This window comes from [Pseudomonas] carboxydohydrogena (genome assembly GCF_029030725.1).
GTDB lineage: Bacteria > Pseudomonadota > Alphaproteobacteria > Rhizobiales > Xanthobacteraceae > Afipia > Afipia carboxydohydrogena.
This window is the reverse complement of sequence record NZ_CP113162.1, coordinates 866,644-889,333: the sequence shown is the minus strand read 5'-3', so window position 1 is coordinate 889,333 and position 22,690 is coordinate 866,644. Positions and strand designations below refer to the sequence as shown.

Genomic DNA, 22,690 nt, shown 5'->3' with positions numbered 1-22,690 from the left:
GCGGGAAAATCAGTGCAGGGTCTGACCGCCGGACGCCTTCAGGCGTTCGATCTGGTCCTTGAGCAGCAGCTTGCGCCGCTTCAATTCGACAATACGCACATCGTCAGTCGCGAGATTCTTCAAAGCCTCGTGCAGTTCGCCTTCGAGCATACGGTGCTTACGCTCCAGTTCAACGAGATGCGCCTGAATCGCCATTAGAAGTCTCCTTCTTCCGTGGATGTCAGATACGAGGTCGAACGGAAGATTGTACATCGCAATTGCGATCTGTCGACTGGGATCGATGCGACACATTCAAACTTGTTGTTATCCGGAGAAGGGAACGGATCGCATTTTAGAAAATCCCAACCAGAAATTGCGAAGGCTGGCACCGCACGTTCTTTTCTGCCATGAAGAGAGCGAACTACACGTCGCAGACCGGCAAGCCGTCGATCATTATGGCCGAACAAGACAATAACGAATTCGCTCTCGAACTGGCGCGGCTGCAACAGGAGCATCGTGACCTTGATGCCGCAATCGAGGCCCTGCACCATTCCCCCGCGCCGGACCTGCTGCAACTGCAACGGCTGAAAAAGCGCAAGTTGCAGTTGCGCGACCGGATTTCCTTCCTCGAAGACCAGATCACCCCCGACATCATCGCCTGACCGGCGGCCGTGGCCGAAAAACCCGGGCGGCATGCCCCGTGTCCGGCATTGACCATGACGCCAACTCCCTCCCAAAGCGGTTGCCCCGCAGGGGTGCGCTCCTGTAATCCTTGTCTTTCCGCCATTTTTTCGAGAACCAAGCCGCCATGTCCGCCCCGATCGCCATCATCATGGGAAGCCAGTCCGACTGGGAGACGATGCGGCACGCTGCCGAGACGCTGGACGCCCTTGGCGTCGCCTCGGAGCGGCTGATTGTGTCCGCCCACCGCACCCCGGAGCGGCTCTACAGCTTCGCCAAGGGCGCCAAGGCCGCAGGCTACAAGGTCGTGATCGCGGGCGCGGGCGGGGCCGCCCATTTGCCCGGCATGACCGCCGCCATGACCGAACTGCCGGTGTTCGGCGTGCCGGTGGAATCCAGGGCGCTGTCGGGCATGGATTCCCTTTATTCCATCGTGCAAATGCCCGCCGGGGTGCCTGTTGGAACCTTGGCGATCGGCAAAGCCGGCGCTATCAATGCAGCACTTCTCGCCGCCAGCGTGCTCGCGCTGTCCGACGGCGCGCTGGCGGTGAAACTCGCCGCATGGCGCAAGCAACAAACCGACGCCGTCTCCGAGCGGCCATAAGGATCTCCGGTGATTTCATCGAAACAGGTGGCGCTGAAACCCGGCGACACGGTGGGTATTCTGGGCGGCGGCCAGCTCGGCCGGATGCTGGCGCTCGCGGCCGCGCGGCTCGGGCTTAAATCGCACGTCTTCTCGCCGGACCCGGATTCTCCCGCCTTCGACGTCGTGCAGCACTGCACCTGCGCCGAATATGCCGACATCGAGGCGCTGGAACTGTTCGCTTCCGATGTCGATGTCATCACCTACGAATTCGAGAACGTCCCGACCGCCGCCGCGCTGGCCTTGCAGGCGCGCCGCCCGGTGCTGCCGGATACGAAAGTCCTCGAAACGACTCAGGACCGCCTCAGCGAGAAGAACTTCGTCAACGCGCTCGGCATCGGCACCGCCGGTTACGCTGACGTGACCTCCGCCGAGAGCCTGCGGCAGGCGGTGAAGAAGATCGGCCTGCCCGCCGTGCTCAAGACCCGGCGCTTCGGTTATGACGGCAAGGGTCAGGCGATGATCCGTGAAGGCGACGATCTCGACGCGGTGTGGGCGGCGCTCGCCACCCGATCGGCGATTCTGGAAGGCTTCGTGCCGTTCGAGAAGGAAGTTTCGGTGATCGCCGCACGCTCGGCGGATGGCCACGTCGTCTGCTTCGACGTGACCGAGAACGAGCACCAGAACCACATCCTGAAATTCTCTTATGCGCCTGCGGCGATTCCCGCGGCACTGGCCGACGAGGCGCGCGACATCGCCGCGAAAATCGCCAACGCGCTGAACTATGTCGGCGTGCTCGGCGTGGAATTGTTCGTGGTGCCCGGCGCGAACGGGCCGCGTCTGCTGGTCAACGAGATCGCTCCGCGCGTGCACAATTCCGGCCACTGGACGCTGGATGGCGCGTCGGTGTCGCAATTCGAGCAGCACATCCGCGCCATCGCGGGTTGGCCGCTCGGCAACCCGATCCGCCACGGACAGGTCACCATGACCAACCTGATCGGCGACGACATCCTCGACTACGGCAAATGGCTGACCATGCCCGGTGCGACGGTCCATCTCTACGGCAAGGGCACATCGCGCCCGGGACGCAAGATGGGGCATGTCACCGAGGTGAAGCCGCACAAGTAAAACAAAAGGCCGCCGCGATCGCTCGCAGCGGCCTTTGTGTTTCGAAGTGAAATTACTTCCGCCCTTCGACGATGCCAGCCGGCTCATCGCTCAGCCAGCGATAGACCACCCCGCCGATGACGCCGCCGATCAGCGGCGCGACCCAGAACAGCCAGAGCTGCTGCAACGCCCAGCCGCCGACGAACAACGCGGGGCCGGTGCTGCGCGCGGGGTTCACCGAGGTGTTGGTGACGGGAATGCTGACGAGGTGGATCATGACGAGCGCAAGGCCGATGGCGAGCGGCGCGAAGCCCGCAGGCGCACGGCCGTGGGTCGCGCCCATGATGACGAACAGGAACATGGCGGTCATCGTCACTTCGCAGACGAAACCGGCCACGAGGCTGTATTTGCCCGGCGAGTGATCGCCATAGCCGTTCGAGGCGAAGCCGCCCGCGAGGTCGAAGCCCGCCTTGCCGCTGGCGATGACATACAGGAGTGCGGCACCCGCGATCGCGCCGATCACCTGGGCGACGATGTAGGGGATGACCTGGCTTCCGGGAAAGCGGCCGCCCGCGCAAAGCCCCACCGTCACGGCGGGATTGAGATGGCAGCCGGAAATGTGGCCGATGGCGAAGGCCATGGTGACGACGCTCAGGCCGAAGGTCAGCGAGACGCCCAAGAGGCCGATGCCGACCTGCGGAAAGGCCGCCGCCAGAACCGCGCTGCCGCAGCCCGCGAAAGTGAGCCAGAAGGTGCCGATCAGTTCGGCGGCATATTTTTTCGAATTCATCCGTGGTCTCCCGGAACGGTGGCCTGTCTGTCGGGCGGAACCGTGGGAAATCCGGCGGCCTGAACCATCCAGCGCCCGCGAATCACCCTCCGCCCAAGCCCAATTTGCCTGTGATTTGTGGCTTCCCTACCTGCGAAAAACCCTGTCCACAGGCGTGGACACCATCACCCCGATCTGGTAGAAACCCCGCTTCGACGTGAAGGGCTTTGCCTTTGGCGACCCTTTCTTTCGTCCCCATTTTCAGGCTTTCGAACCAAAAAAGGATGCCGCGTGCAGGTTCTCGTCCGCGATAACAATGTCGACCAGGCCCTCAAGGCGCTGAAGAAGAAGATGCAGCGCGAGGGTATTTTCCGCGAGATGAAGCTCCGCGGTCATTACGAAAAGCCCTCCGAGAAGAAGGCTCGCGAAAAGGCGGAAGCCGTTCGCCGCGCCCGCAAGCTCGCGCGCAAGAAGCTGCAACGCGAAGGTCTGCTGCCGATGAAGCCGAAGCCGGTGTTCGGCGCTGGCGCCGAGCGTGGCGCGGGCGGCCGTGGCGGCGCAGCCGGTGGCGCGCGCGCTCCCCGCTCCTAAGCGGCAAATTTCTTTCAGATACAAAAAACGCGGGCCTTGTGGCCCGCGTTTTTCGTTGGAGCCCCCTCCGCCGATCGCGGAAGGGACATGAGCAAGACATCAGCCTCTGGTGTTGAGCCAGACCACCTTTTCCTCGGTAAAGTTCTTCAGCGCCGCCGTGCCCCGCTCGCGGCCGAGCCCTGAATCATGCGCCCCGCCCCACGGCAGGCGCACGTCGGTGTAGCCGAACGTGTTCAGCCAGACCGTGCCGGCCTTGGCCCGGCGGGCGAAGTTTTGCAGGCGGGCGATGTCGCGGCTCCACGCACCGGCGGCAAGGCTGAATGCCGTGCCGTTGGCGATGCGCAGCGCATCCGCATCGTCCTTGAACTTGATGACGCTCACCACAGGTCCGAAGATTTCCTCCTGCGAGATGCGCATCTCGTGCTCGACATTGGCGAATACCGTGGGCTGGATGTAGAAGCCGCGCGTGCCGATCCGTTCGCCGCCGGTGGTAAGCGACGCGCCCTCCTTCTGCCCGATCTCGATGTAACCGAGAATGCTGTTCATCTGCTTCTCGGAAATCACCGGACCGAGCATGGTGGAGCGATCCGACGGATCGCCGATCTTCATGGTCCGCGCGCGGGCCGTGAGCCGTTCCACGACTTCGTCGTAGACCTTCTCATGCGCAAGCACGCGCGAGCCCGCCGAGCACACCTGGCCCGCGTTGAAGAACACACCCGACGCCGCCGACTTGGTGGCCGCCGCAAGGTCCGCGTCCTCGAAGATCACGTTGGCCGACTTGCCGCCCAACTCGAGCGAGACGTGTTTGAAGTTGCTCGCGGCACCCTTCATGATGCCACGGCCGACGCCCGGCGAACCGGTGAACGTCACCTTGTCGACATCCGGATGGTTGACGAGCGCCTCGCCGACCACGCGGCCGGAGCCCGCGACGATATTGAGGACACCCGCCGGCAACCCGGCTTCGAGGGCGAGTTCGGCGATCCGCAATGCCGTGAGCGAGGTCAGTTCGGCCGGCTTCATCACCACGGTACAGCCACATGCCAGCGCGGGAGCCAGTTTCCACATTCCGATCATCATCGGGAAATTCCACGGCACGATGGCCGCGACCACACCCACCGGCTCGCGCACGGTGTAGGTCAGCGCGTCCTCACGCGCGGGGATCACCTCGCCATGAACCTTGTCGGCCCATCCGGCGTAGTAGGTCAGGGTGTCGATCGCGGCGGGCAGGTCCTGCCGCAACACGGCCGAAATCGGCTTGCCGGCATCGAGACTTTCGAGTTCGGCGAGTTCGTCGGCATGTTCCTTCATCAGTTCGACGAGCCTGAACAGGATCCTGCTCCGCTCGGCGGCGCGCATCAGGCTCCACGGGCCTTCGAACGCCCGCCTTGCTGCGGCAACGGCCCGCTCCACATCCTCCACGCCGCCTTCGGAGACGGTTGCAATAACGTCCTCGGTGGCGGGGTTGATGCTTCTGAAGGTCTTGCCGGAGGCGGCAGGCACCAGCTTGCCGTCGATGACGAGCAGTTTTTCCCGGGCCGAAACGCGCCTGATGAGCGATGCAGCATCGTAGTCATATGCTACAGACATCATATTCCTCCTTTTCTTGTTGTTTGAAGGTAAGTGAGTTGGATCAATAAAAAATATGATATCTTAAGCAGATGCCCCGTTCGCTATCTGGTATATAATATACAGATATATGAATTATTGTGCATAAGGACAGGTATGATGCTTCATATCGAAATCGAGCCGGTCTGGCGGTTTCGCAAGGAGGGCAGCCCGCAGGCGGCCATCGTCATGCTCGGAATCCTCAACGAGATTCGACAGACCGGAAAACTCACCAGCGCCGCCACGCACGCCAATCTGTCGTACCGGCACGTCTGGAATCTGATCGAGCAATGGTCGGCGTTCTTTGGCGCAGCACTCGTTGAACGCCAGCGCGGCCGCGGCACGACGCTGACGCCGTTCGGCGAGAAGCTGGTCTGGGCGGGACAGCGGCTCGAAGCGCGGCTCGGCCCGCAATTGCAGAACCTCGCGCAGGAGCTTGCGAGCGAGATCAAGCCGTTCCTGCATCAGGAGCCGTCCGTGATCCGCGTTCACGCAAGCCACGGCTTCGCGGTGTCGAAACTGCGCGAGATGCTCGACCGCCTGCCCGCGCTCGGCGTCGACCTGCGCTATGTCAGCAACCAGAACTCGCTGGTCTCGCTCGCGCAGAATGCCTGCGACCTCTCGGGCGTGCATCTGCCGCGCGGCCCGTTGCGCGAGCAGAACATCCGCTCCTGCCTCGAATGGCTCGACCCGCGCGAGGACCGCGTCATCAGCCTCGTGACGCGCGAGATGGGGCTGATGGTGAAGCGCGGCAACCCGCTGCAAATCAACTCGCTCGAGGATCTCGTCGCGCGCAAGGCCCGCTTCGTGAACCGCGACCACGATTCCGGCACGCGGCAGGTATTCAATCAATTGCTCGAACTGCACGGCATCCACCCCTCCGCCGTGCACGAGACCCAGCTGGAGTTCACCCACGCGGCGGTCGCGGCGTTTGTGGCGAGTGAAATGGCGGATGCAAGCTTCGGCGTCGAGGCGGCCGCGCGGCAATTCGGGCTCGATTTCATCCCGCTGGTGACGGAGGATTATTTCTTCGTCTGCCACCGCGCCTTCCTCGACACAGTGCCGATGCATCATCTGCTGGAACTGATGAAGGGCGACGAATTCCGGGACGCCGTCTCCAAACTTCCGGGCTACAGTCCGTCCAATCCCGGAGAGATCAGCCCCGTGAAGGATTTCTTCGAGTCGATGGTGGAAAATCCCGGTGCACCGGCGCCTTCGCGGCCCCCGGTCAAACGGGCTCAACCGGGGAAAAAGATCGCCGCAAAGACTGCCGTAAAAACCGCTGCAAAAACCGCGAAGAAAAAAGCACGCCGCTAGGCGCGGTCATCGGACCATCCGCCATTGTCTTCGCCACCGGGCCCGGCTTCACCCGCCCGATGACAGGCTCTGGCGGTACCCGGTCCCGGGAGTGAATTCCCGCTTTCGCGGGAATGACGGGGGGAGAGTCTGCCCAATCCGGACAGGCTGCACCTCAGCGCGGCAGCACCGCCTGAAACGCGGACTTCGTCGCCGACATCACGTCCGAGACGACCGAACCGCTATCCTTCTTGCCGCTATCGCCAGCCTGCAAATCGAGCGGACGCGAGGGGATGTCGGCGGGGGGCACCAGATGCGAGGCGCTGACATCCGCAACGGGCGGCGTGGTGGGAATGGAAGCCGTCGGCAGCGGCGCGACTGAGGCGGGCGGCATCATCGGCGCAGTGGGGCTGATGTCGGCCTCACGCACCGGCGGCGCGGCAGGCTGAGGGCTCGGGGCCGCGACCACCGAAGCGACCGGATGTTCGGGCATTTTCGGAACCGGCTGCGCCACGGCCGCGGGTTGTTCGGCCCGCAGCCGTGCGATGGCGGCGCGCGCCAGATCGTTGGCGTCGGGAGTTGCCGCCGCTTCCTCGGCCGGTCTGGCGGCCGGAGTCCGGGCCACGGGAGCCGCCTTGGCGAGGGCGCGCTCGCGCTTCTCGGCTTCCTTCTTCTCCAGTTCCCGCTTCTCGGCCTCGCGCTTTTCGCTGGCGAGCCGTTCGGCGGCCTTGCGGGCATCGGCCTTGTCCGCGGCGGCCTTCTCGGCCGCAACCCGGGCCGCAGCTGCCTTCTCGCTGGCGATCCGCTCCGCGGCCGCCTTCGCCTCGGCGGCTTTGGCTTCCGCCCTGGCGGCAGACTCGGTCTTCGCGGCGCTCTCGGCGTTGTTCGATGTCCCGGAGGCGGCCTGCGCAGGAGCGCTCATCGCCGCCGGGGGCTTGTCGGCGGGCGGTTTGGCGTTGATGTAGTTCGTGACGATGTACGCGCCGACGACCGTCGCCACGATGGATGGGATCACCTCCAGAAGATATTTGGACAGAAATTTCTTGATCATCGCCGAATAGGCTCCCCGCGCCGCGCCTGCATGCGGGAACTTTTGGGCCGATTGAGGGATCAACTGCGACCGCATGGTGGCAATTCGACCCCTCATTCGCACAGTTCGGTTACAGCATCTTTAAGCGGCCAAACACCATGAAGCTGGTGGGGTTCTTGCCGTACAGACCGACAAGATCGTGAGGAAGCGCGTACTGACTCACGAGGCCGCCGAGACCGAATTTGGCGTGTTCGGTGCGCACGAAATCGTAGATTCCGCCGACGCTGACCTTGCCGACAGTAAACCGGCGCCCTTCGAGGCCCGGAATATCCTCGGTCAGTTCGCCCTCCTGAACGCGCTCGCCGCGCATGAACAGCGTCACATTATTTTGAAGGATGAGCGCGCTCTCGATCAGCCAGGCGTCGAGCACATCGCCCGGCTGTAGCATCTTGCGGCCCCACGCGACCGTCGTGCTCCAGACATTGCCGCCGCCGAACGTCGTCGTATAGATCCCCGACACCGTCAGCCGGTTTTCGTTGACCGTGGGCGCAAGTTGCTCCGGCGAATTCAGATGGCCATACGACACCTGGAATGACCATTCCCGTGCCGGATTCCAGCTCACGCGGCCCGCGAAACTGTCGAGATAGGGCCGCTCGATGTCGTAACGGTACTGATCCGGCTCGCGGCCGCGAAACGACGATCCCTCGATCTTCCAGTCGCCCATCACCACGCCGGCCGTCAGCACGCCGAAGGTGATGTGGGTGGAGTCGAGCCAGTGATGGCTGATCGGCGCTTCCGGATTGTCCGCACCGCTGGTGCGATGCATGAACGCGGGCGGCCCGAGCGCAGGCTCGCCCGGCAGGCCGCCGTAAACGAATACGCTGGAGTTGGCGGTGAGGTTCTGGCTGTAGGTCGCCGCCAGTTCCATGAACAGGTCGTGCGGGTGCTGGCGATCGACCAGATGCGATGTTCCATTCGCCGTCTCGCCGGTCGCCAGCAACAGCGGATAACCATTCGCGCCCATGAAAGGCTCGGGCGATAGCATCGCCCGCACGCCGAACGTGCCGTCGCCGAGCGGCCGCTGCATCATGGTCATCAGCATGCCGCTGGCGAAGGTCTTGTGTGCGCCGCGCGGACCACCCTGATTGTCATAAATCAGATTGACCACCCCGTGGCTCATCACGCTCCAGTCTTCCAGCTTCCGGTAGATGCCCTCATGCGGTGAAGTGTCCGGCAGCCAGCTCGTGCCGGAACCATCGCGGGTCATTGCATACGGACCAAGAGGGCTGGCCATGGCATGCGACATCTGTCCCATGTCATGTCCGTTCATGTCATGACCGTTCATGACCTGCCCGGCCATCTCATGGCCGCGGGTGCCTTTCTGATGATCATGCGCATGATGGGAGGACGATCGCTTTTTCCCGGCGAGCCTCGCCGCCGGTTTCGCCGCGCGATCTTTCGGCATGTCCATTGTCATGCCGTCCGTATGTTTGTGATCGCCATGCGGCGCGGATTGCTCGTCCGCCTGGGCAAAAGCCGGAGAGGAGACGAGGAAAGCAAGCAAGGTGGCGGCACAACCGGCCGCGCGCCATTGTAAATCCAAAGGCATCTGGTTGATCCCAAATTCAAGACCTGACTGGCCTGCGGTCACGCAGGCATGAGACGTCGCCCTTACGGACGCGGTATCAGGCCGCGATGGGAATTCTGGGATCGGGGAAAATGGCGGCGTCGGCCAGCCTTGTTTCGCGCTCACCGTAACGAACGGCCAGCGCAATGCGGGCAGGCGTCAGCGCGCGCGACACCGGTTCGACATAGGCTGTCGCGCACATGGCGCAACACTTCATGTCCTTGCAGGAATCGGCGGATTTTTCCGCAGGCGCTCGGGATTCGGAATGCATATGCATGGCAGGCATTGCATCGTGCTGCGCGGCAGAGGCATGCGCATCCGCATGCATGTGAACAGCCTGTTGCACCGGCGCAGCAGCCGCGACACGGATGTGCGGCACGCCGCTTGCGATCAACGCAAGCACGAGGCATCCGGCCAGAATATATCGCAGCAACCCGATCATGCTCACACCTTAGCCAAGGGCGATATGACCGGCAACAATCGCCGCATACCTTCAGGGTACGAAAACCAGCAGCAGGAAGATCGCGAAAATAACCAGATGCACCAGCCCGAACAGGATGTTGGTGCGGCCGGTTCCGAACGTCATCATGCTGACCAGCATCGTCATCGCCAGCAGCACGATATCCCGTGATGGCAGGCCGAGCACGAGCGTCTTATCGAGAAGGTAGGCCGCCTCGGACACCGCCGGAATCGTCAGGCCGATGGTGGCGAGCGACGAGCCGAGCGCGAGGTTGATGCTTTTCTGCAAATCGTTCTTGCGGGCGGCGGACAGCGCCGCGATGCTCTCCGGCAATAGCACAAGCATGGCGACGACCACACCGGCGAAGGCGGGCGGCGCGCCGATGGCCGCAGCACCGGCATCCACCACCAGCGAGAACTTCTTGGCCAGCAGCACCACGGCCACCAGCGAGACAATCAGCAGCCCCACGCTCATCACCAGCACACCGCCGGACGCGGCCGCGTGGCCATTCTCTTCCTGTTTCCCGCCGATGAAATAATCGCGATGGCGGATGGTCTGGGTGTAGAGGAACACGCCGTAGAGAACGATCGTCGCGACGCTGACAAAGGCAAGTTGCAGGTGCGAGTAGACCGGCCCCGGCGTTTCCAGCGTGTAGTTCGGCATCACCAGCGTGATGGTCGCCAGCACCGTCAGTACGCACAGATAGACGTTGACGCCGGTGATCTGGAATTCCTGCTCGCGATAGCGCAATCCGCCGGCCAAAATGCACGCGCCGACAAGCCCGTTGCAGACGATCATCACCACGGCGAACACGGTGTCGCGCGCCAGCGTGGGAACTTCCTGCTCGCCCAGCATCAATGTGGCGATCAGCGCAACCTCGATGATGGTGACAGCGAGCGTCAAGAGCAGCGTCCCGAACGGCTCCCCGACCCGCTCCGCGATCACCTCGGCGTGGTGGACCGCCGCGAACACCGTGCCGAACAGCACGACGAGCAGCACCGCCGCAAACACCAGTCCCGCAACGGAATGGGTAAAGCCGATGCCGAGCGACGGAATGGCCGTGGCCGCAAACAGCAAAACGGCCAGCGTGGGATATACCCAGGCTGACCGTGGCATGTTGCTATGTGCGCTCATGCCGCAGAGGCTAGCGCATTTTTGCGAAGGTTACATCGCCTTGACGATATTCTCCGTCATCTTCTTGGCGTCGCCCAGCAGCATCATGGTGTTGTCACGATAGAACAGCGGGTTATCGACGCCGGCATAGCCCGAGGCGAGCGAACGCTTGATGAACATCACGGTGCCGGCCTTCCAGACCTGCAACACCGGCATGCCGTAGATCGGCGAGGACGGGTCTTCTTCCGCGGCCGGGTTGGTGACGTCGTTGGCACCGATCACGAAGGCCACGTCGGCCTGCGCGAATTCCGAGTTGATGTCCTCAAGCTCGAACACCTCGTCGTAGGGCACGTTGGCTTCCGCCAGCAGCACGTTCATGTGGCCGGGCATGCGGCCCGCGACCGGATGAATGGCGTACTTCACCTCGACGCCTTCCTTCTTCAGCGTGTCGGCCATTTCGCGCAAGGCATGCTGGGCCTGCGCCACCGCCATGCCGTAGCCCGGCACGATGATAACCTTCTGCGCGTTCTTCATGATGAAGGCCGCGTCGTCCGCCGAGCCGAGCTTGACCGGCTTGGCCTCGCCCGTACCGCCGCCGCCCGCGGCAGCAGCCCCGCCGTCGGCGCCGAAGCCGCCGAGGATGACCGAGATGAAGGAGCGGTTCATCGCATGGCACATAATGTAGGACAGGATCGCACCCGAGGAGCCGACCAGCGCGCCGGTGATGATCAGCGCCGAGTTGCCGAGGGTGAAGCCGATGCCGGCCGCGGCCCAACCCGAATAGGAGTTGAGCATCGAGATCACCACCGGCATGTCAGCGCCGCCGATCGGGATGATCAGCAGCACGCCGAGCACCAGCGCGATGATGGTGATGAGCCAGAAATCGACCGCGCTCTGCGACACGATCAGGCCGTAGATGAAGAACACCAGCGCCAGAGCGAGCACGATGTTGATGATGTGGCGCGCCGGCAGGATGATGGGCGCGCCGCTCATGCGGCCGGAGAGCTTGAGGAACGCGATCACCGAGCCGGTGAAGGTCAAGGCGCCGATGGCGACGCCGAGCGACATCTCGACGAGGCTCTGGGCGTGGATCGCGCCGTGGGTGCCGATGCCGAACGCGGTCGGCGCGTAGAACGCACCGGCGGCGACCAGCACGGCGGCCATGCCGACCAGCGAGTGGAAGGCCGCGACCAGTTCGGGCATCGCCGTCATCGGCACGCGCTTGGCGATCACGGCACCGATCGAACCGCCGATGGCGATGCCGAGGATCACGAGGATCCAGCCGGTTGCGCTCGCCGGCGGATGCGCCGCCAGCGTGGTGGCGACCGCGATGGCCATGCCGACCATGCCGAAGAAGTTGCCCTGACGGGAGGACGCCGGGCTCGACAGTCCGCGCAGCGACAGGATGAAAAGGACGCCTGCGACGAGATAAAGCAGGGCCGAAAGATTAGCGTTCATGGCTCAGGCCCCCGCTCACTTCTGCTTCTTCTTGTACATCGCCAGCATGCGCTGGGTGACAAGGAAGCCGCCAAAGATGTTGATGCACGCGAAGATCAGCGCGACGAAGCCGAAGGCGCGTGCCCAGAGCGGACCGTTGTCGTCGCCGACCAGCGCCACGCCGACCGCGAGCAGCGCGCCGACCACGATCACCGAGGAGATCGCGTTGGTCACCGACATCAGCGGCGTATGCAGCGCGGGCGTCACCGACCACACCACGAAATAGCCCACGAACACCGCGAGCACGAAGATCGACAGCCGGAACACGAACGGGTCGACAACCTCAATACCATGCATGGCTGTATTCCTTATGCTTTCGGCTGGAAGTTCGGGTGGATGACGGCGCCGTCCCTGGTCAGCGCGGTCGCCTTGACCAGTTCGTCGTCCCACTTCACGGCCAGCGATTTGGTTTCCTTGTCGAACATCGTCTCGATGAACGCCTGCAAATTGCGCGCATACAGGCCCGAGGCCGACGCCGCGACGCGGCCCGCGAGGTTGGTGTAGCCGATGATCTTGACGCCGCCCACGTCCGCGATCTCGTCGGCCTTCGCGCCCTCGACGTTGCCGCCGCGCTCCACAGCAAGATCGACCAGCACGGAGCCCGGCTTCATCGACTTGACCATGTCGAGCGTGACGAGCTTCGGCGCCGGACGTCCCGGAATGAGAGCCGTGGTGATGATGATGTCCTGCTTCTTGATGTGCTCGGCGGTGAGCGCTGCCTGCTTGGCCTGATACTCCTTGGACATCTCCTTGGCGTAACCGCCCGCCGTCTGCGCGTTCTTGAACTCCTCGTCCTCGACCGCGAGGAATTTCGCGCCGAGCGACTCGACCTGCTCCTTGGTCGCGGGCCGCACGTCGGTGGCGGAGACCACCGCGCCGAGGCGGCGCGCGGTCGCGATCGCCTGCAAGCCGGCAACGCCGACGCCCATCACGAATACCTTGGCGGCGGGAACGGTGCCCGCGGCCGTCATCATCATCGGGAAGGCGCGACCGAAGGCTTCGGCACCCTCGATCACCGCGCGATAGCCCGCGAGGTTCGCCTGCGACGACAGCACGTCCATCACCTGCGCGCGGGTGATGCGCGGCATCAGCTCCATCGCGAACGCCGCAACGCCCGCGTCGGCGAGCGACTTCAGCGCGGCCTCGTTGTTGTAGGGATCCATGATCGCCAGCGCGAGCGCACCCTTCTTGTAGGATGCAGCCTCGGTCGCGGTCGGGCGCTTCACCTTGATGACGATGTCGGCGTCCTTCACCGCATCCGCGCTCACCGTGGCGCCCATCGCCTCATAGTCGGCGTCCAGCAGACCGGACTTGATGCCCGCGCCCGGCTCGATCGCGACGTCGATCCCAAGCGACTTGTACTTCTTCACCGTGTCGGGCGTCGCCGCGACCCGCGGCTCGGCCGCGTCCTGTTCCTTGGCAATCGCTATCTTCATAAAGCCTCCCGCGATCTCAAAGCCGCGTCTGACCGGTGCACGACGCACCTCTGCTGCACGCGGAAGCGGCGTCAGCCGCTTCCTTCCAATCCCGTTATATGTTCAGGAAAAAAACGAATTCAGGTGAGGAAGATCGCCATCAGCGCCAAAATCACCACCAGCGTCACGCAGGTGTATTTGGTCAGCTTCAAAAAGCCCTCATAGGCTTCCTCGTGAGCGGGATAGTCGTTACCATCCGCGGTCGTGTAGGCCACCTCACTGTGGTCCGCCATTATTCTTGCCTCCAGCACTCGGTTGGTGTTCGAAATACCGTACTTGCCCGGACAGGGCAACGGCCCTTCTAGGCAAAAAGTTGGAGATAGCCCCAGGTGCCGTAATTCAACCCGGCCAGTTGTCCCGTATCCAGCGGGTCAGCCCCTCTTCGCCAACTTCACCCGCCGCCAGCGCGAGGATGATGGCGGTCGCATCGGCCGGTCTCGGGGCAAAGGGAATGTCGTTCATACGCAGGAATACCATCATCGCCTGAAATGCGATGCGCTTGTTTCCATCAATAAATGGATGATTACGGGCAAGCCCGAAGGCATAGGCAGCCGCAAGAACAGCGAAATCGGTTTGTCCGTAGTGCCATTGATTGACTGGCCGCAGAATTGCGGATTCGAGCAGTCCCTGATCCCGAATGCCTTCAGGCCCGCCAAACATCGCCAATTGTTCGGCGTGAATGTCGATGATTTCCCGAATATCCAGCCAGACCGGCTCGCTCATTTTGCCAAGGCGGCGAGCGTGTCGCGATATTCACGCATCACTTGCCGCGCGATCTCCATGGTCTTGGCATGTTTGGGATCGAAAGGAGACAATCGCAGGCTGCCATCCGGCTGCTCGAGCGGATAGACCTTGTCGCCTTCCTTGAGATTCAGGCGCGCAAGCAGTTCCTTGGGCAGGATCAAGCCGACAGAGTTGCCGATCTTGCGGATATGAAGGGCATTCCCTTCGGCTTTCGCGTCGCGAGCGGATTCGGTCATAACTCGTCTCCATTATACGGAATGTATAACGGAGATCGGCGTCCCGTTCAACAAATGTTTTACATACCCGGGCGGGGACCGCCCCTACCCCATCGCCTCCAGTTCGGAAATCATGCCCTCGATCACTGACAGGCCGCCGTCCCAGAACGTCGGGTCCTTGGCGTCCAGCCCGAACGGCGCGAGCAGTTCGGAATAGTGCTTGGTGCCGCCCGCCGCGAGCATGTCGAGGTAGCGCGCCGCGAAGCCGTCCGCCGCGTGCTCATAGACCGCATAGAGCGAGTTCACGAGGCAGTCGCCGAACGCATAGGCGTAGACGTAGAACGGCGAATGGATGAAGTGCGGGATGTACATCCAGAACGTCTCGTAACCGGGCTTGATCTCGATCGCAGGCCCGAGGCTCTCGCCCTGCACCGACAGCCAGATCTCGCCAAGCCGCTCGGCGGTGAGTTCGCCGTTGCGGCGCTCGGTGTGGACCGCGCGCTCGAACGAGTAGAACGCAATCTGCCGCACCACCGTGTTGATCATGTCCTCGACCTTGCCCGCGAGCAGCGCCTGACGCTGTTTCGCGTTCTTGGTCTGCGCGAGCAGCCGCTTGAAGGTCAGCATCTCGCCGAACACGCTTGCGGTTTCGGCCAGCGTCAGCGGCGTCGGCGCCATCAACGCGCCCTGCTTCGCCGCCAGCACCTGATGCACGCCGTGGCCGAGTTCGTGCGCGAGCGTCATCACGTCACGCGGCTTGCCCTGATAGTTCATCAGCACATAGGGATGCGCGGACGGCGTGGTCGGATGAGAGAATGCACCCGGCGCCTTGCCCGGACGCACCGGGGCGTCGATCCAGCGGTCGTCGAAGAAACGCTTGGCGATGCCCGCCATCTCAGGCGAGAAGTCGCCATAGGCTTTCAGAATGGTGGCCTTGGCATCGTTCCAGCCAATCTCGCCGCTGGCCGCGAACGGCAACGGCGCGTTGCGGTCCCAATGCGCCAGCTTCTTCTTTTTGAACCAGCGCGCCTTCAGCGCGTAATAGCGATGCGAGATACGCGGATAAGCCGCGCGCACCGATGCCACCAGCGCATCCACCACCTCGCGCTCGACGCGGTTGGCGAGATGGCGCGAATCCGCGACGTCCTGAAAGCCGCGCCAGCGGTCCGAGATTTCCTTGTCCTTGGCGAGCGTATTGGTGACGAGGGCGAAGGTGCGCTCATTGGCCTTGAAGGTTTTCGCCAGCGCCTGCGCCGCCGCCTTGCGCTTCTCGGGCGCGCGATCCTGCAACAGGTTCAGCGTCGGCTCGATGGCCAGTTCTTTCGATCCGACCTTGAAGCGCAGGCCCGCGATGGTCTGGTCGAACATGCGGTTGAACGCGCCGTAGCTGGTGGTCGATTTCTCGTGGAACAGTTGCTCGATGCGATCCTCGAGCTGATACGGCTTGTCCTTGCGGATGTCCTCCAGCCACGGGCGATAATGCCCGAGCGCCGGCGTCTGCATCGCCTGCTCGATCAGTCCGTCGTCGATGCGGTTGAGTTCGAGCGTGAAGAACAAAAGATGCGTCGAGGCATTGGTGAGACGCTCGGACACGTCGCCGTAGAACTTGGTGATCGCTGGATCGACCGTGTCACCGGCGTGGATCAGGCCCGCATAGGAAATCAGCCGCCCGGCAAGGTCGTCGATCGCCTCAAAGGATTTCACCGCCTCCGCGAGCCAGGCACCGCCATCGGGCCTGGCCAGCGCAGCCGCGATCTTGCCCTTGGTGGCCCCCTCGAACGCTGTGCAGTCGGCATCGAGCTTGTCGAGATCGCGCGCGATTTCCGGCGCGGTGATCGACGAGTACAGATCGCCCAGATTCCATACGGGAAGCTTCGCCGGCTTTGTTTTCGTGGCCGCCTTCGTCTTTGTCTTGGCGGAGGATTTGCGGACGGCGGGGGAGCGTGCGGCCATTATTCCAAACCTGTTCTGTCGTTTCGGACCAATTCGATATTCGCGAGGCTATCTCCGGTGCGCGGCGGGACCACGACCCCAGTATTTAAGAGGTCGTTAATCCGCATGCGCGAGAGTGCCCCGATTCGGGACAATTCAATCACATAGTCCGTGTTGCGGGGAGTACCATGGTTGCGACCATTCTGATTGCCGACGACGACGCCGTCCAGCGCCGTTTGCTGGAAAACATGGTGCAGCGTTGCGGCTATCAGACCATCGTCGTCGAAAGCGGCGACGCCGCGATGACGGTACTCACGGACGAGATGCGCACGGTCGACGCCGTGGTACTCGATCTCGTGATGCCGGGTCTCGACGGCCTCGGCGTCCTGTCGAAGATGCGCGAGATGGGTCTGCACATCCCCGTGGTGGTGCAGACCGCGCATGGCGGCATCGACAATGTGGTCTCCGCGATGCGCGCGGGCGCGCATGATTTCGTGGTCAAGCCGGTCGGCATCGAGCGGTTGCAGGTGAGCTTGCGCAACGCGCTCGACGCCAGTGCGCTGAAGGGCGAGTTGCAGCGCATCCGCCACTCGCGCGAGGGCCGCCTCACCTTCAAGGACATCGTGACCCGCTCGGAAGCGATGGGTCACGTGCTGGAGATGGGCAAGAAGGCAGCGTCCTCCACGATTCCGGTGCTGATCGAGGGCGAATCCGGCGTCGGCAAGGAACTGGTCGCGCGCGCAATCCACGGCTCGTCGGAGCGCGCCAGCAAGCCGTTCGTCACCGTCAATTGTGGCGCGATCCCCGATAACCTCGTGGAGTCGATCCTGTTCGGCCACGAGAAGGGCGCCTTCACCGGCGCAACCGAACGCCATGCCGGAAAATTCGTCGAGGCTTCCGGCGGCACGCTGTTCCTCGATGAAGTCGGCGAACTGCCGCTCACCGCGCAGGTGAAGTTGCTGCGCGCCCTGCAACAGGGCGAGGTCGAGGCGGTCGGCGGGCGCAAGCCGGTCAAGGTCGATGTCCGCATCATCTCGGCGACCAACCGCAATCTGCTCAACCATGTGAAGGCCGGGCATTTCCGCGACGACCTGTTCTATCGCCTGCATGTCCTGCCGCTGACGATCCCGCCCCTGCGGACGCGGCGCGAGGACATCCCCCATCTGTTGCGGCATTTCCTCGCCCGCTTCAGCGCCGAGGAAAACCGCGCCATCGCCCGCGTCGGCGCCGACGCTATGACCCGCCTCGTCAACGCCGACTGGCCGGGCAATGTCCGCCAGCTCGAAAACGCGGTCTATCGCGCGGTCGTGCTGTCCGACGGCGAGGAGTTGCGGGCCGACGACTTTCCCGCCATCAATGGCGACAATCCGGGCCCGGGCGCAGCCCCCGAGATCGAGCCGCTGACGCTCGCGCAACCCGCACGGGTTGCGGGCCATGAAATTCCCATCGCCCCCGCCCAGCCCGCACCGGCGTTCCTGCCGCACGGCACCCTGGCAATGCTGGACGAGGACGGCGAATGCCGCGCACTCGACGAGATGGAAGCCGAGATCATCCGTTTCGCCATCTCGCATTATCGTGGCCAGATGTCGGAAGTGGCGCGGCGGCTCAAGATCGGCCGTTCCACGCTGTACCGGAAGATGGACGATATCGCCGCTGTTCCCGCCGGGAAAACCAGGGACTCCTGAAAAAGGCCCCGCCCCTTCGAACCGTTGCGGCTTGGTGACAGACCAAGAGAAAGCATGCCGGGGCGGTTGCGGATCACCGCTGGTACGGTCAGTTTCCCGTGACACGTTCCGGCGCAAGCTAGGCGCATTGCGTCCGTGCGTGTACACTCTCGATGGTGCGATGAATCGACCGGCCGCGCTGCGCCCGGAACAATGAGACAACATCGCTGTTTCAGGCCGAAACAGCCTCGCTCAGGGAACTCGATAATGCATGACTTCTCGACCGGCCGCAGCGGTTTCGATCGCGTGCTGGCAGCCGTTGCGGCAACCTTCCTGCTGACCGGGACCGCAACCTTGGCCCATGCCGACCCGGCGAAGCCAGCGGATGCCGCCGCCATCAGCGCCGCAGTTCCCACACCTGACACGTCGAACGTCCCGCCGCCCACCGCCGCCGACCTCAAGTCCGAAGCGGCCAAGACTGCCGCCGAGCCCGCCAAGGCGGATGCGAAGACCGGCAACAATGCGGCGGCCGCCGACGCGCCGAAAACCGGCGCCGCCACACCCGCCGAGGCCGCCAAAACCGAGCCTGCGAAGGCCGATACGGCCACGACAGCCCCCGCCGCTCCGGCCAGGCCGGATGACGTCAAGACCGATAACGCCAAGACCGAAACTCCGGCCGCCGCTCCCGCCGTCGCTGCACTCGATCCGTCCGCCGAGGCGCTGCGCAGCCTGGTGACCGCGAAGGCGTCGAAGTATTTCGACCGCAAGAAAGAACGCGAGGCGGTGGAAGCCTTCTACAAGGACCGCAACTACGCCCCGCTGTGGACCAAGGGCGCCGCCGCGACGGCGCGCGCCAACGACGCGATCGCGCGGCTGAAGAAGGCCGATGAGGACGGCCTCGACGCCGACGATTATCCGGTGCCGAATTTTGCCGCCGCGGCCACGCCTGACGCGCAGGCCGACGCCGAACTGAAGCTGACCGAAAGCGTGCTCGACTACGCCCGCCATGCCCAGAGCGGCCGCATGCACTGGTCGCAGGTGTCCGGCGACATCCAGTATCCCGAGCACTCTCCCGACCCGGCCGAAGTGCTGATCAACGTCTCGACCGCGCGCAATGCCGGCGCGGCCCTTGAGACCTACAATCCGCCGCACAAGCTCTACAAGGAGTTGAAGGCGAAGCTCGCCGAGCTGCGCGGCAAGACCGAGGAAGCCGCCAAGATCGCCGACGGCGAGACGCTGCGCTTCGTCAAGCCGACCAAGAAGAACCCGAACCCCGCAATGATGGACGACGCCCGCGTGCCCGCGTTGCGCGCCAAGCTCGGCGTCACCGAAAATGCGAGCGACACCCATTACGACGCGACCGTCGCCGCAGCGGTGCGCAAATTCCAGAGCGCGAACGATCTCAAGGCCACCGGCGTTCTCGACAACCACACGGTTGCAGCGCTCAACGGTCCGCGCAACGACCGCAAGATCGATATCGTCCGCGTCAACATGGAGCGCTGGCGCTGGCTGCCGCGCGATCTCGGCGCGGCCGCGCTCGGCGATGCCTATGTCATCCTCAACATTCCCGATTACAGCCTCCAGTTGATGCATAATGGCGCAACGGCCTGGAAGACCCGTGTCGTCGTCGGCAAACCCGGCAAGCACGCCACGCCGCTGCTGACGGAGACGATGAAGTACATCACCGTCAATCCGACCTGGAACGTGCCGCCGTCGATCATCTACAACGAGTACCTGCCCGCCTTGCAGCAGGACCCGACCGTGCTTGAGCGCATGGGCCTCAAGCTCCAGCGCAACCCCGATGGCACCATCCGCATCTCGCAGCCGCCGGGCGAAGCCAACGCGCTCGGCCGCATCCGCTTCAACTTCCCGAACAAGTTCCTCGTCTATCAGCACGACACGCCGGACAAATATCTGTTCGCCAAGAGCGAGCGCGCGTTCAGCCATGGCTGCATGCGGGTGCAGAATCCGGATCAGTACGCCGCGACGATCCTGAGTATCGCGCTGCCGAAGGATCATTACACGCCGGAGAAAATCCGCAGCATGTATGGCCACAACGAGATCAACATCAACCTGCCGACGCCGCTCCCGGTCAACATCACCTACCAGACCGCGTTCGTGGACGACGCCGGCAAGCTCGAATTCCGCAAGGACATCTATGGCCGCGATGCGACCATGATCAAACTGCTGAAGGAAGGCGGCCGCCGCAACCTCGAAACCGTCGTCGCGCATTCGCAGCCGAACTACGTACGGCCCACCGGCAACATCAATATTCCGGGCGACGGCTACGCGGACCGCTCCTCGGCACCGAATTTCTTCCAGATGCTGTTCGGCGGCGGGGGCCGCGCGGAGGCCGAGCCGGAACCCCGTTCCCGCCGCCGCTCCTACCGTTAGGCCCGTCAATTTTTCGGGCCGGGTTCCCGGCACCGGAATTTCATCTTCCGCAATAAAATCAGGGCCCCGCCGCAAGCGGGGCCCTTTGCGTTAACCCTGACCCAGAACGCGGTATAAATACCGGCCCTTTTTTGCCACAGTCGGCTCGTTAGCTCCCGATCGCGTGATCGGGGGTGGGGGTAAATTTCCATTAACCGGCCGACGTTACACACAATTCACCATCTCCGCTGCGTGGGGTAGCGGGGATCTCTTCCTGGGCGTTCCAACAGGACGATAAGTGGCGGGCGATCATTCACGCGGCAGCAGCCTTTGGCCTGTGCGGCACTCCTTGCGAGTGAGCGCGGCCGCTATGCTTCTGCTGTTCGCGGGCGCTGGCGCGGTGCATGACGCGACCGCCAGCAACGACACCCGCACCCTCTCATTCCACCACACCCATTCCGGCGAAGACCTCACCGTCACCTTCAAGCGCAACGGCCGTTACGACGCCGACGCATTGAAGAAGCTCAACCACTTCCTGCGCGACTGGCGCAGCCAGGATTCGACCACGATGGACCCGCATCTGTTCGATATCCTGTGGGAGGTCTATCGCGACGTCGACGCCAAACAACCGATCCAGATCATCTCGGCCTATCGCTCGCCCAGGACCAACGCGATGTTGCGCCGCCGCTCGGCGCATTCCGGCGTCGCGCGTTTCAGCCAGCACATGCTCGGCCATGCGATGGATTTCTTCATTCCCGGCGTGCCGCTCGAAAAGATTCGCTTCGCCGGGCTTCGTCTGCAACGCGGCGGCGTCGGCTTCTACCCCACCTCCGGTTCGCCCTTCGTGCATCTCGACACCGGCAACATCCGCCACTGGCCGCGCATGACGCACGACCAGCTCGCGCGCGTATTCCCGGACGGCAAGACGGTCCATGTCCCCACCGATGGGCGTCCGCTGAAGGGCTACGATCTCGCGCTCGCCGAAATTCAGCGCCGCAAGGGCGACGAAGCAACCACAACAAGCAGCCGCAGCCTGCTCGCCTCGCTGTTCAGGGGCAAGCAAGCCTCGGAGGATGACGAGGAATCGTCCGCCGCCACACCGGCGACCGAACCCGCCGCCGAAACACCCGCCAAGCCAGGCCTGATCGCCTCGGCCGCCGAGAAGGTGAAGGACAAGATCGCGGAGATCGTGCCGGTGCCGCGCGCACGGCCGGTGCAGACCGCGAGCTATCGCATAGCCTCCGCGGCCCCTACCGAAATTCCGCTCGCTCCCGCCAAACCTGCCCGGGCAGCCAAACAGCCGCAGACCATGGCCGAGATGATCGAGGCCCGCGTCCGCTGGGATGACGCCGCGATGACGCCGAAACCCGCCTCGGCCGAACAGATCGCCGCCGCTAAGGCGCGCGCCGCCGATCCGCAGTCCACCGCATCGCTTCCCGCAAACGTCGCCAATGCGATGGCCTATGACGCGCCGCAACTGCTCGACCGCAACAAGATCGTCGCCGCGAGCGGGCCGGTTCCGCCGACGCACATCGCGGCCCTCGCGCGCGATGCGGCGGTGTCCGTCCATGCCACCACCGTGGTCGGCAAGACATTGCGCGGCCAGTCCCGTTCGCTGGCGACCATGCTGCGCCTCGCCAGCGCCGATCAGGCGAGCGACATCTGGCTGCGCGCGATGGTGCTGACGCCGAGCGCCAACAACGCGCTCTACACCTCGGTGATGGGCGACTGGGACATGAGGGCGATGGCCGCGCATTTCGTGAAGCCCGCGCGCGCGGTGACGATCACCTTCTCGCTCGATCCGCAGATCGGCCCCGCCTGCGACCGCTTCAGCGGCCAGGCCATCGCCGCGATGCCGACGACGAATTTCGTGCAGACCGCGGCGCTGCGGTAGGCTCACAGCAGAATGTCATGCGCGGGCTTGACCCGCGCATCCATCGTCCGCTTTA

At 63.8% G+C, this 22,690-nt stretch carries 23 protein-coding genes; 9 read left to right on the top strand and 14 right to left on the bottom strand.

Features of this window, described 5'->3' with window-relative positions:
* Positions 1–9: 9 nt before the first annotated feature.
* On the bottom strand, positions 10–195 hold the full coding sequence (locus AFIC_RS04275) for a YdcH family protein (protein ID WP_275247919.1): 186 nt from the start codon (positions 193–195) through the stop codon (positions 10–12).
* Positions 196–434: 239 nt separating this feature from the next.
* On the opposite strand from AFIC_RS04275, the gene AFIC_RS04270 reads away from it, so the two are divergent.
* The 3 genes from AFIC_RS04270 to AFIC_RS04260 all read left to right on the top strand — a co-directional run bounded on the left by AFIC_RS04270 (position 435) and on the right by AFIC_RS04260 (position 2,371).
* A complete protein-coding gene (locus AFIC_RS04270; RefSeq protein WP_009337291.1) occupies positions 435–641 on the top strand; it encodes a YdcH family protein in 207 nt (68 codons plus the stop codon).
* 146 nt (positions 642–787) lie between these two features.
* Positions 788–1,264, top strand: a complete 477-nt coding sequence (gene purE, locus AFIC_RS04265; protein ID WP_275247918.1) for a 5-(carboxyamino)imidazole ribonucleotide mutase — start codon at positions 788–790, stop codon at positions 1,262–1,264.
* 9 nt (positions 1,265–1,273) lie between these two features.
* A complete protein-coding gene (locus tag AFIC_RS04260) occupies positions 1,274–2,371 on the top strand; it encodes a 5-(carboxyamino)imidazole ribonucleotide synthase (protein ID WP_275247917.1) in 1,098 nt (365 codons plus the stop codon).
* A 52-nt stretch (positions 2,372–2,423) separates the two neighbouring features.
* Here the strand turns inward: AFIC_RS04260 and aqpZ are convergent, their stop codons facing one another.
* On the bottom strand, positions 2,424–3,140 hold the full coding sequence (aqpZ, locus tag AFIC_RS04255) for an aquaporin Z (RefSeq protein WP_275247916.1): 717 nt from the start codon (positions 3,138–3,140) through the stop codon (positions 2,424–2,426).
* 270 nt (positions 3,141–3,410) lie between these two features.
* Here aqpZ and rpsU point away from each other — a divergent pair, with 270 nt between their 5' ends.
* On the top strand, positions 3,411–3,710 hold the full coding sequence (gene rpsU / locus AFIC_RS04250) for a 30S ribosomal protein S21 (RefSeq protein ID WP_009337295.1): 300 nt from the start codon (positions 3,411–3,413) through the stop codon (positions 3,708–3,710).
* 99 nt (positions 3,711–3,809) lie between these two features.
* Here rpsU and AFIC_RS04245 read toward each other — a convergent pair whose 3' ends face one another.
* Positions 3,810–5,297, bottom strand: coding sequence for an aldehyde dehydrogenase family protein (locus tag AFIC_RS04245; protein WP_275248642.1), 1,488 nt, complete (start codon positions 5,295–5,297; stop codon positions 3,810–3,812).
* Between the two features lie 138 nt (positions 5,298–5,435).
* On the opposite strand from AFIC_RS04245, the gene AFIC_RS04240 reads away from it, so the two are divergent.
* Complete coding sequence (locus tag AFIC_RS04240; protein ID WP_275248641.1) at positions 5,436–6,632, top strand: substrate-binding domain-containing protein; 1,197 nt, start codon at positions 5,436–5,438, stop codon at positions 6,630–6,632.
* A 154-nt stretch (positions 6,633–6,786) separates the two neighbouring features.
* Here AFIC_RS04240 and AFIC_RS04235 read toward each other — a convergent pair whose 3' ends face one another.
* Complete coding sequence (locus tag AFIC_RS04235; protein ID WP_275247915.1) at positions 6,787–7,662, bottom strand: hypothetical protein; 876 nt, start codon at positions 7,660–7,662, stop codon at positions 6,787–6,789.
* A gap of 109 nt (positions 7,663–7,771) precedes the next feature.
* A complete protein-coding gene (locus tag AFIC_RS04230; RefSeq protein ID WP_275247914.1) occupies positions 7,772–8,971 on the bottom strand; it encodes a hypothetical protein in 1,200 nt (399 codons plus the stop codon).
* A 3-nt stretch (positions 8,972–8,974) separates the two neighbouring features.
* Between AFIC_RS04230 and AFIC_RS04225 the strand changes: the two genes are divergently transcribed.
* Positions 8,975–9,238 (top strand): hypothetical protein, encoded by a 264-nt coding sequence (locus AFIC_RS04225; RefSeq protein WP_275247913.1) that lies wholly within the window; start codon positions 8,975–8,977, stop codon positions 9,236–9,238.
* An 88-nt stretch (positions 9,239–9,326) separates the two neighbouring features.
* Here AFIC_RS04225 and AFIC_RS04220 read toward each other — a convergent pair whose 3' ends face one another.
* From AFIC_RS04220 to AFIC_RS04180, 9 genes are all read right to left on the bottom strand, one after another.
* Positions 9,327–9,710: a hypothetical protein gene (locus tag AFIC_RS04220; RefSeq protein WP_275247912.1), complete on the bottom strand. Its 384-nt coding sequence runs from the start codon at positions 9,708–9,710 to the stop codon at positions 9,327–9,329.
* Positions 9,711–9,761: 51 nt separating this feature from the next.
* Complete coding sequence (locus AFIC_RS04215; RefSeq protein WP_275247911.1) at positions 9,762–10,862, bottom strand: calcium:cation antiporter; 1,101 nt, start codon at positions 10,860–10,862, stop codon at positions 9,762–9,764.
* 30 nt (positions 10,863–10,892) lie between these two features.
* Positions 10,893–12,299, bottom strand: coding sequence for an NAD(P)(+) transhydrogenase (Re/Si-specific) subunit beta (locus AFIC_RS04210; protein WP_275247910.1), 1,407 nt, complete (start codon positions 12,297–12,299; stop codon positions 10,893–10,895).
* Positions 12,300–12,314: 15 nt separating this feature from the next.
* Positions 12,315–12,635, bottom strand: a complete 321-nt coding sequence (locus AFIC_RS04205; protein WP_275247909.1) for a proton-translocating transhydrogenase family protein — start codon at positions 12,633–12,635, stop codon at positions 12,315–12,317.
* An 11-nt stretch (positions 12,636–12,646) separates the two neighbouring features.
* Positions 12,647–13,774, bottom strand: a complete 1,128-nt coding sequence (locus tag AFIC_RS04200) for a Re/Si-specific NAD(P)(+) transhydrogenase subunit alpha (protein WP_275247908.1) — start codon at positions 13,772–13,774, stop codon at positions 12,647–12,649.
* Between the two features lie 119 nt (positions 13,775–13,893).
* The gene (locus AFIC_RS04195) at positions 13,894–14,046 is read right to left on the bottom strand and encodes an aa3-type cytochrome c oxidase subunit IV (protein WP_275247907.1); all 153 of its coding nucleotides are present in this window, start codon (positions 14,044–14,046) and stop codon (positions 13,894–13,896) included.
* Between the two features lie 106 nt (positions 14,047–14,152).
* Positions 14,153–14,536, bottom strand: a complete 384-nt coding sequence (locus tag AFIC_RS04190; RefSeq protein ID WP_275247906.1) for a type II toxin-antitoxin system death-on-curing family toxin — start codon at positions 14,534–14,536, stop codon at positions 14,153–14,155.
* Positions 14,533–14,793: an AbrB/MazE/SpoVT family DNA-binding domain-containing protein gene (locus tag AFIC_RS04185; protein WP_275247905.1), complete on the bottom strand. Its 261-nt coding sequence runs from the start codon at positions 14,791–14,793 to the stop codon at positions 14,533–14,535. The genes AFIC_RS04190 and AFIC_RS04185 overlap by 4 nt, the downstream gene beginning before the upstream one ends.
* Before the next feature lie 84 nt (positions 14,794–14,877).
* The gene (locus tag AFIC_RS04180; protein WP_275247904.1) at positions 14,878–16,725 is read right to left on the bottom strand and encodes a M3 family oligoendopeptidase; all 1,848 of its coding nucleotides are present in this window, start codon (positions 16,723–16,725) and stop codon (positions 14,878–14,880) included.
* A 167-nt stretch (positions 16,726–16,892) separates the two neighbouring features.
* Between AFIC_RS04180 and AFIC_RS04175 the strand changes: the two genes are divergently transcribed.
* From AFIC_RS04175 to AFIC_RS04165, 3 genes are all read left to right on the top strand, one after another.
* The gene (locus tag AFIC_RS04175; RefSeq protein WP_275247903.1) at positions 16,893–18,389 is read left to right on the top strand and encodes a sigma-54-dependent transcriptional regulator; all 1,497 of its coding nucleotides are present in this window, start codon (positions 16,893–16,895) and stop codon (positions 18,387–18,389) included.
* Positions 18,390–18,635: 246 nt separating this feature from the next.
* A complete protein-coding gene (locus AFIC_RS04170) occupies positions 18,636–20,762 on the top strand; it encodes a L,D-transpeptidase family protein (protein WP_275247902.1) in 2,127 nt (708 codons plus the stop codon).
* Between the two features lie 277 nt (positions 20,763–21,039).
* Entirely contained in the window at positions 21,040–22,635 is a 1,596-nt protein-coding gene (locus AFIC_RS04165) for a peptidoglycan L,D-endopeptidase MepK (protein ID WP_420833363.1), read from the top strand.
* Positions 22,636–22,690 lie beyond the last annotated feature (55 nt).

What these genes read in the sequence shown, in the direction of transcription:
- AFIC_RS04275 (WP_275247919.1), bottom strand. Translation starts at nt 195, where the DNA reads ATGGCGATTCAGGCGCATCTCGTTGAACTGGAGCGTAAGCACCGTATG.
- AFIC_RS04210 (WP_275247910.1), bottom strand. Translation starts at nt 12,299, where the DNA reads ATGAACGCTAATCTTTCGGCCCTGCTTTATCTCGTCGCAGGCGTCCTT.
- AFIC_RS04245 (WP_275248642.1), bottom strand. Translation starts at nt 5,297, where the DNA reads ATGTCTGTAGCATATGACTACGATGCTGCATCGCTCATCAGGCGCGTT.
- AFIC_RS04185 (WP_275247905.1), bottom strand. Translation starts at nt 14,793, where the DNA reads ATGACCGAATCCGCTCGCGACGCGAAAGCCGAAGGGAATGCCCTTCAT.
- AFIC_RS04220 (WP_275247912.1), bottom strand. Translation starts at nt 9,710, where the DNA reads ATGATCGGGTTGCTGCGATATATTCTGGCCGGATGCCTCGTGCTTGCG.
- AFIC_RS04225 (WP_275247913.1), top strand. Translation starts at nt 8,975, where the DNA reads ATGACCGTTCATGACCTGCCCGGCCATCTCATGGCCGCGGGTGCCTTT.
- AFIC_RS04170 (WP_275247902.1), top strand. Translation starts at nt 18,636, where the DNA reads ATGCATGACTTCTCGACCGGCCGCAGCGGTTTCGATCGCGTGCTGGCA.
- AFIC_RS04175 (WP_275247903.1), top strand. Translation starts at nt 16,893, where the DNA reads ATGGTTGCGACCATTCTGATTGCCGACGACGACGCCGTCCAGCGCCGT.
- AFIC_RS04195 (WP_275247907.1), bottom strand. Translation starts at nt 14,046, where the DNA reads ATGGCGGACCACAGTGAGGTGGCCTACACGACCGCGGATGGTAACGAC.
- AFIC_RS04205 (WP_275247909.1), bottom strand. Translation starts at nt 12,635, where the DNA reads ATGCATGGTATTGAGGTTGTCGACCCGTTCGTGTTCCGGCTGTCGATC.
- AFIC_RS04230 (WP_275247914.1), bottom strand. Translation starts at nt 8,971, where the DNA reads ATGAACGGACATGACATGGGACAGATGTCGCATGCCATGGCCAGCCCT.
- AFIC_RS04235 (WP_275247915.1), bottom strand. Translation starts at nt 7,662, where the DNA reads ATGATCAAGAAATTTCTGTCCAAATATCTTCTGGAGGTGATCCCATCC.
- AFIC_RS04190 (WP_275247906.1), bottom strand. Translation starts at nt 14,536, where the DNA reads ATGAGCGAGCCGGTCTGGCTGGATATTCGGGAAATCATCGACATTCAC.
- AFIC_RS04200 (WP_275247908.1), bottom strand. Translation starts at nt 13,774, where the DNA reads ATGAAGATAGCGATTGCCAAGGAACAGGACGCGGCCGAGCCGCGGGTC.
- purE (WP_275247918.1), top strand. Translation starts at nt 788, where the DNA reads ATGTCCGCCCCGATCGCCATCATCATGGGAAGCCAGTCCGACTGGGAG.
- AFIC_RS04180 (WP_275247904.1), bottom strand. Translation starts at nt 16,725, where the DNA reads ATGGCCGCACGCTCCCCCGCCGTCCGCAAATCCTCCGCCAAGACAAAG.
- AFIC_RS04270 (WP_009337291.1), top strand. Translation starts at nt 435, where the DNA reads ATGGCCGAACAAGACAATAACGAATTCGCTCTCGAACTGGCGCGGCTG.
- aqpZ (WP_275247916.1), bottom strand. Translation starts at nt 3,140, where the DNA reads ATGAATTCGAAAAAATATGCCGCCGAACTGATCGGCACCTTCTGGCTC.
- AFIC_RS04240 (WP_275248641.1), top strand. Translation starts at nt 5,436, where the DNA reads ATGCTTCATATCGAAATCGAGCCGGTCTGGCGGTTTCGCAAGGAGGGC.
- AFIC_RS04215 (WP_275247911.1), bottom strand. Translation starts at nt 10,862, where the DNA reads ATGAGCGCACATAGCAACATGCCACGGTCAGCCTGGGTATATCCCACG.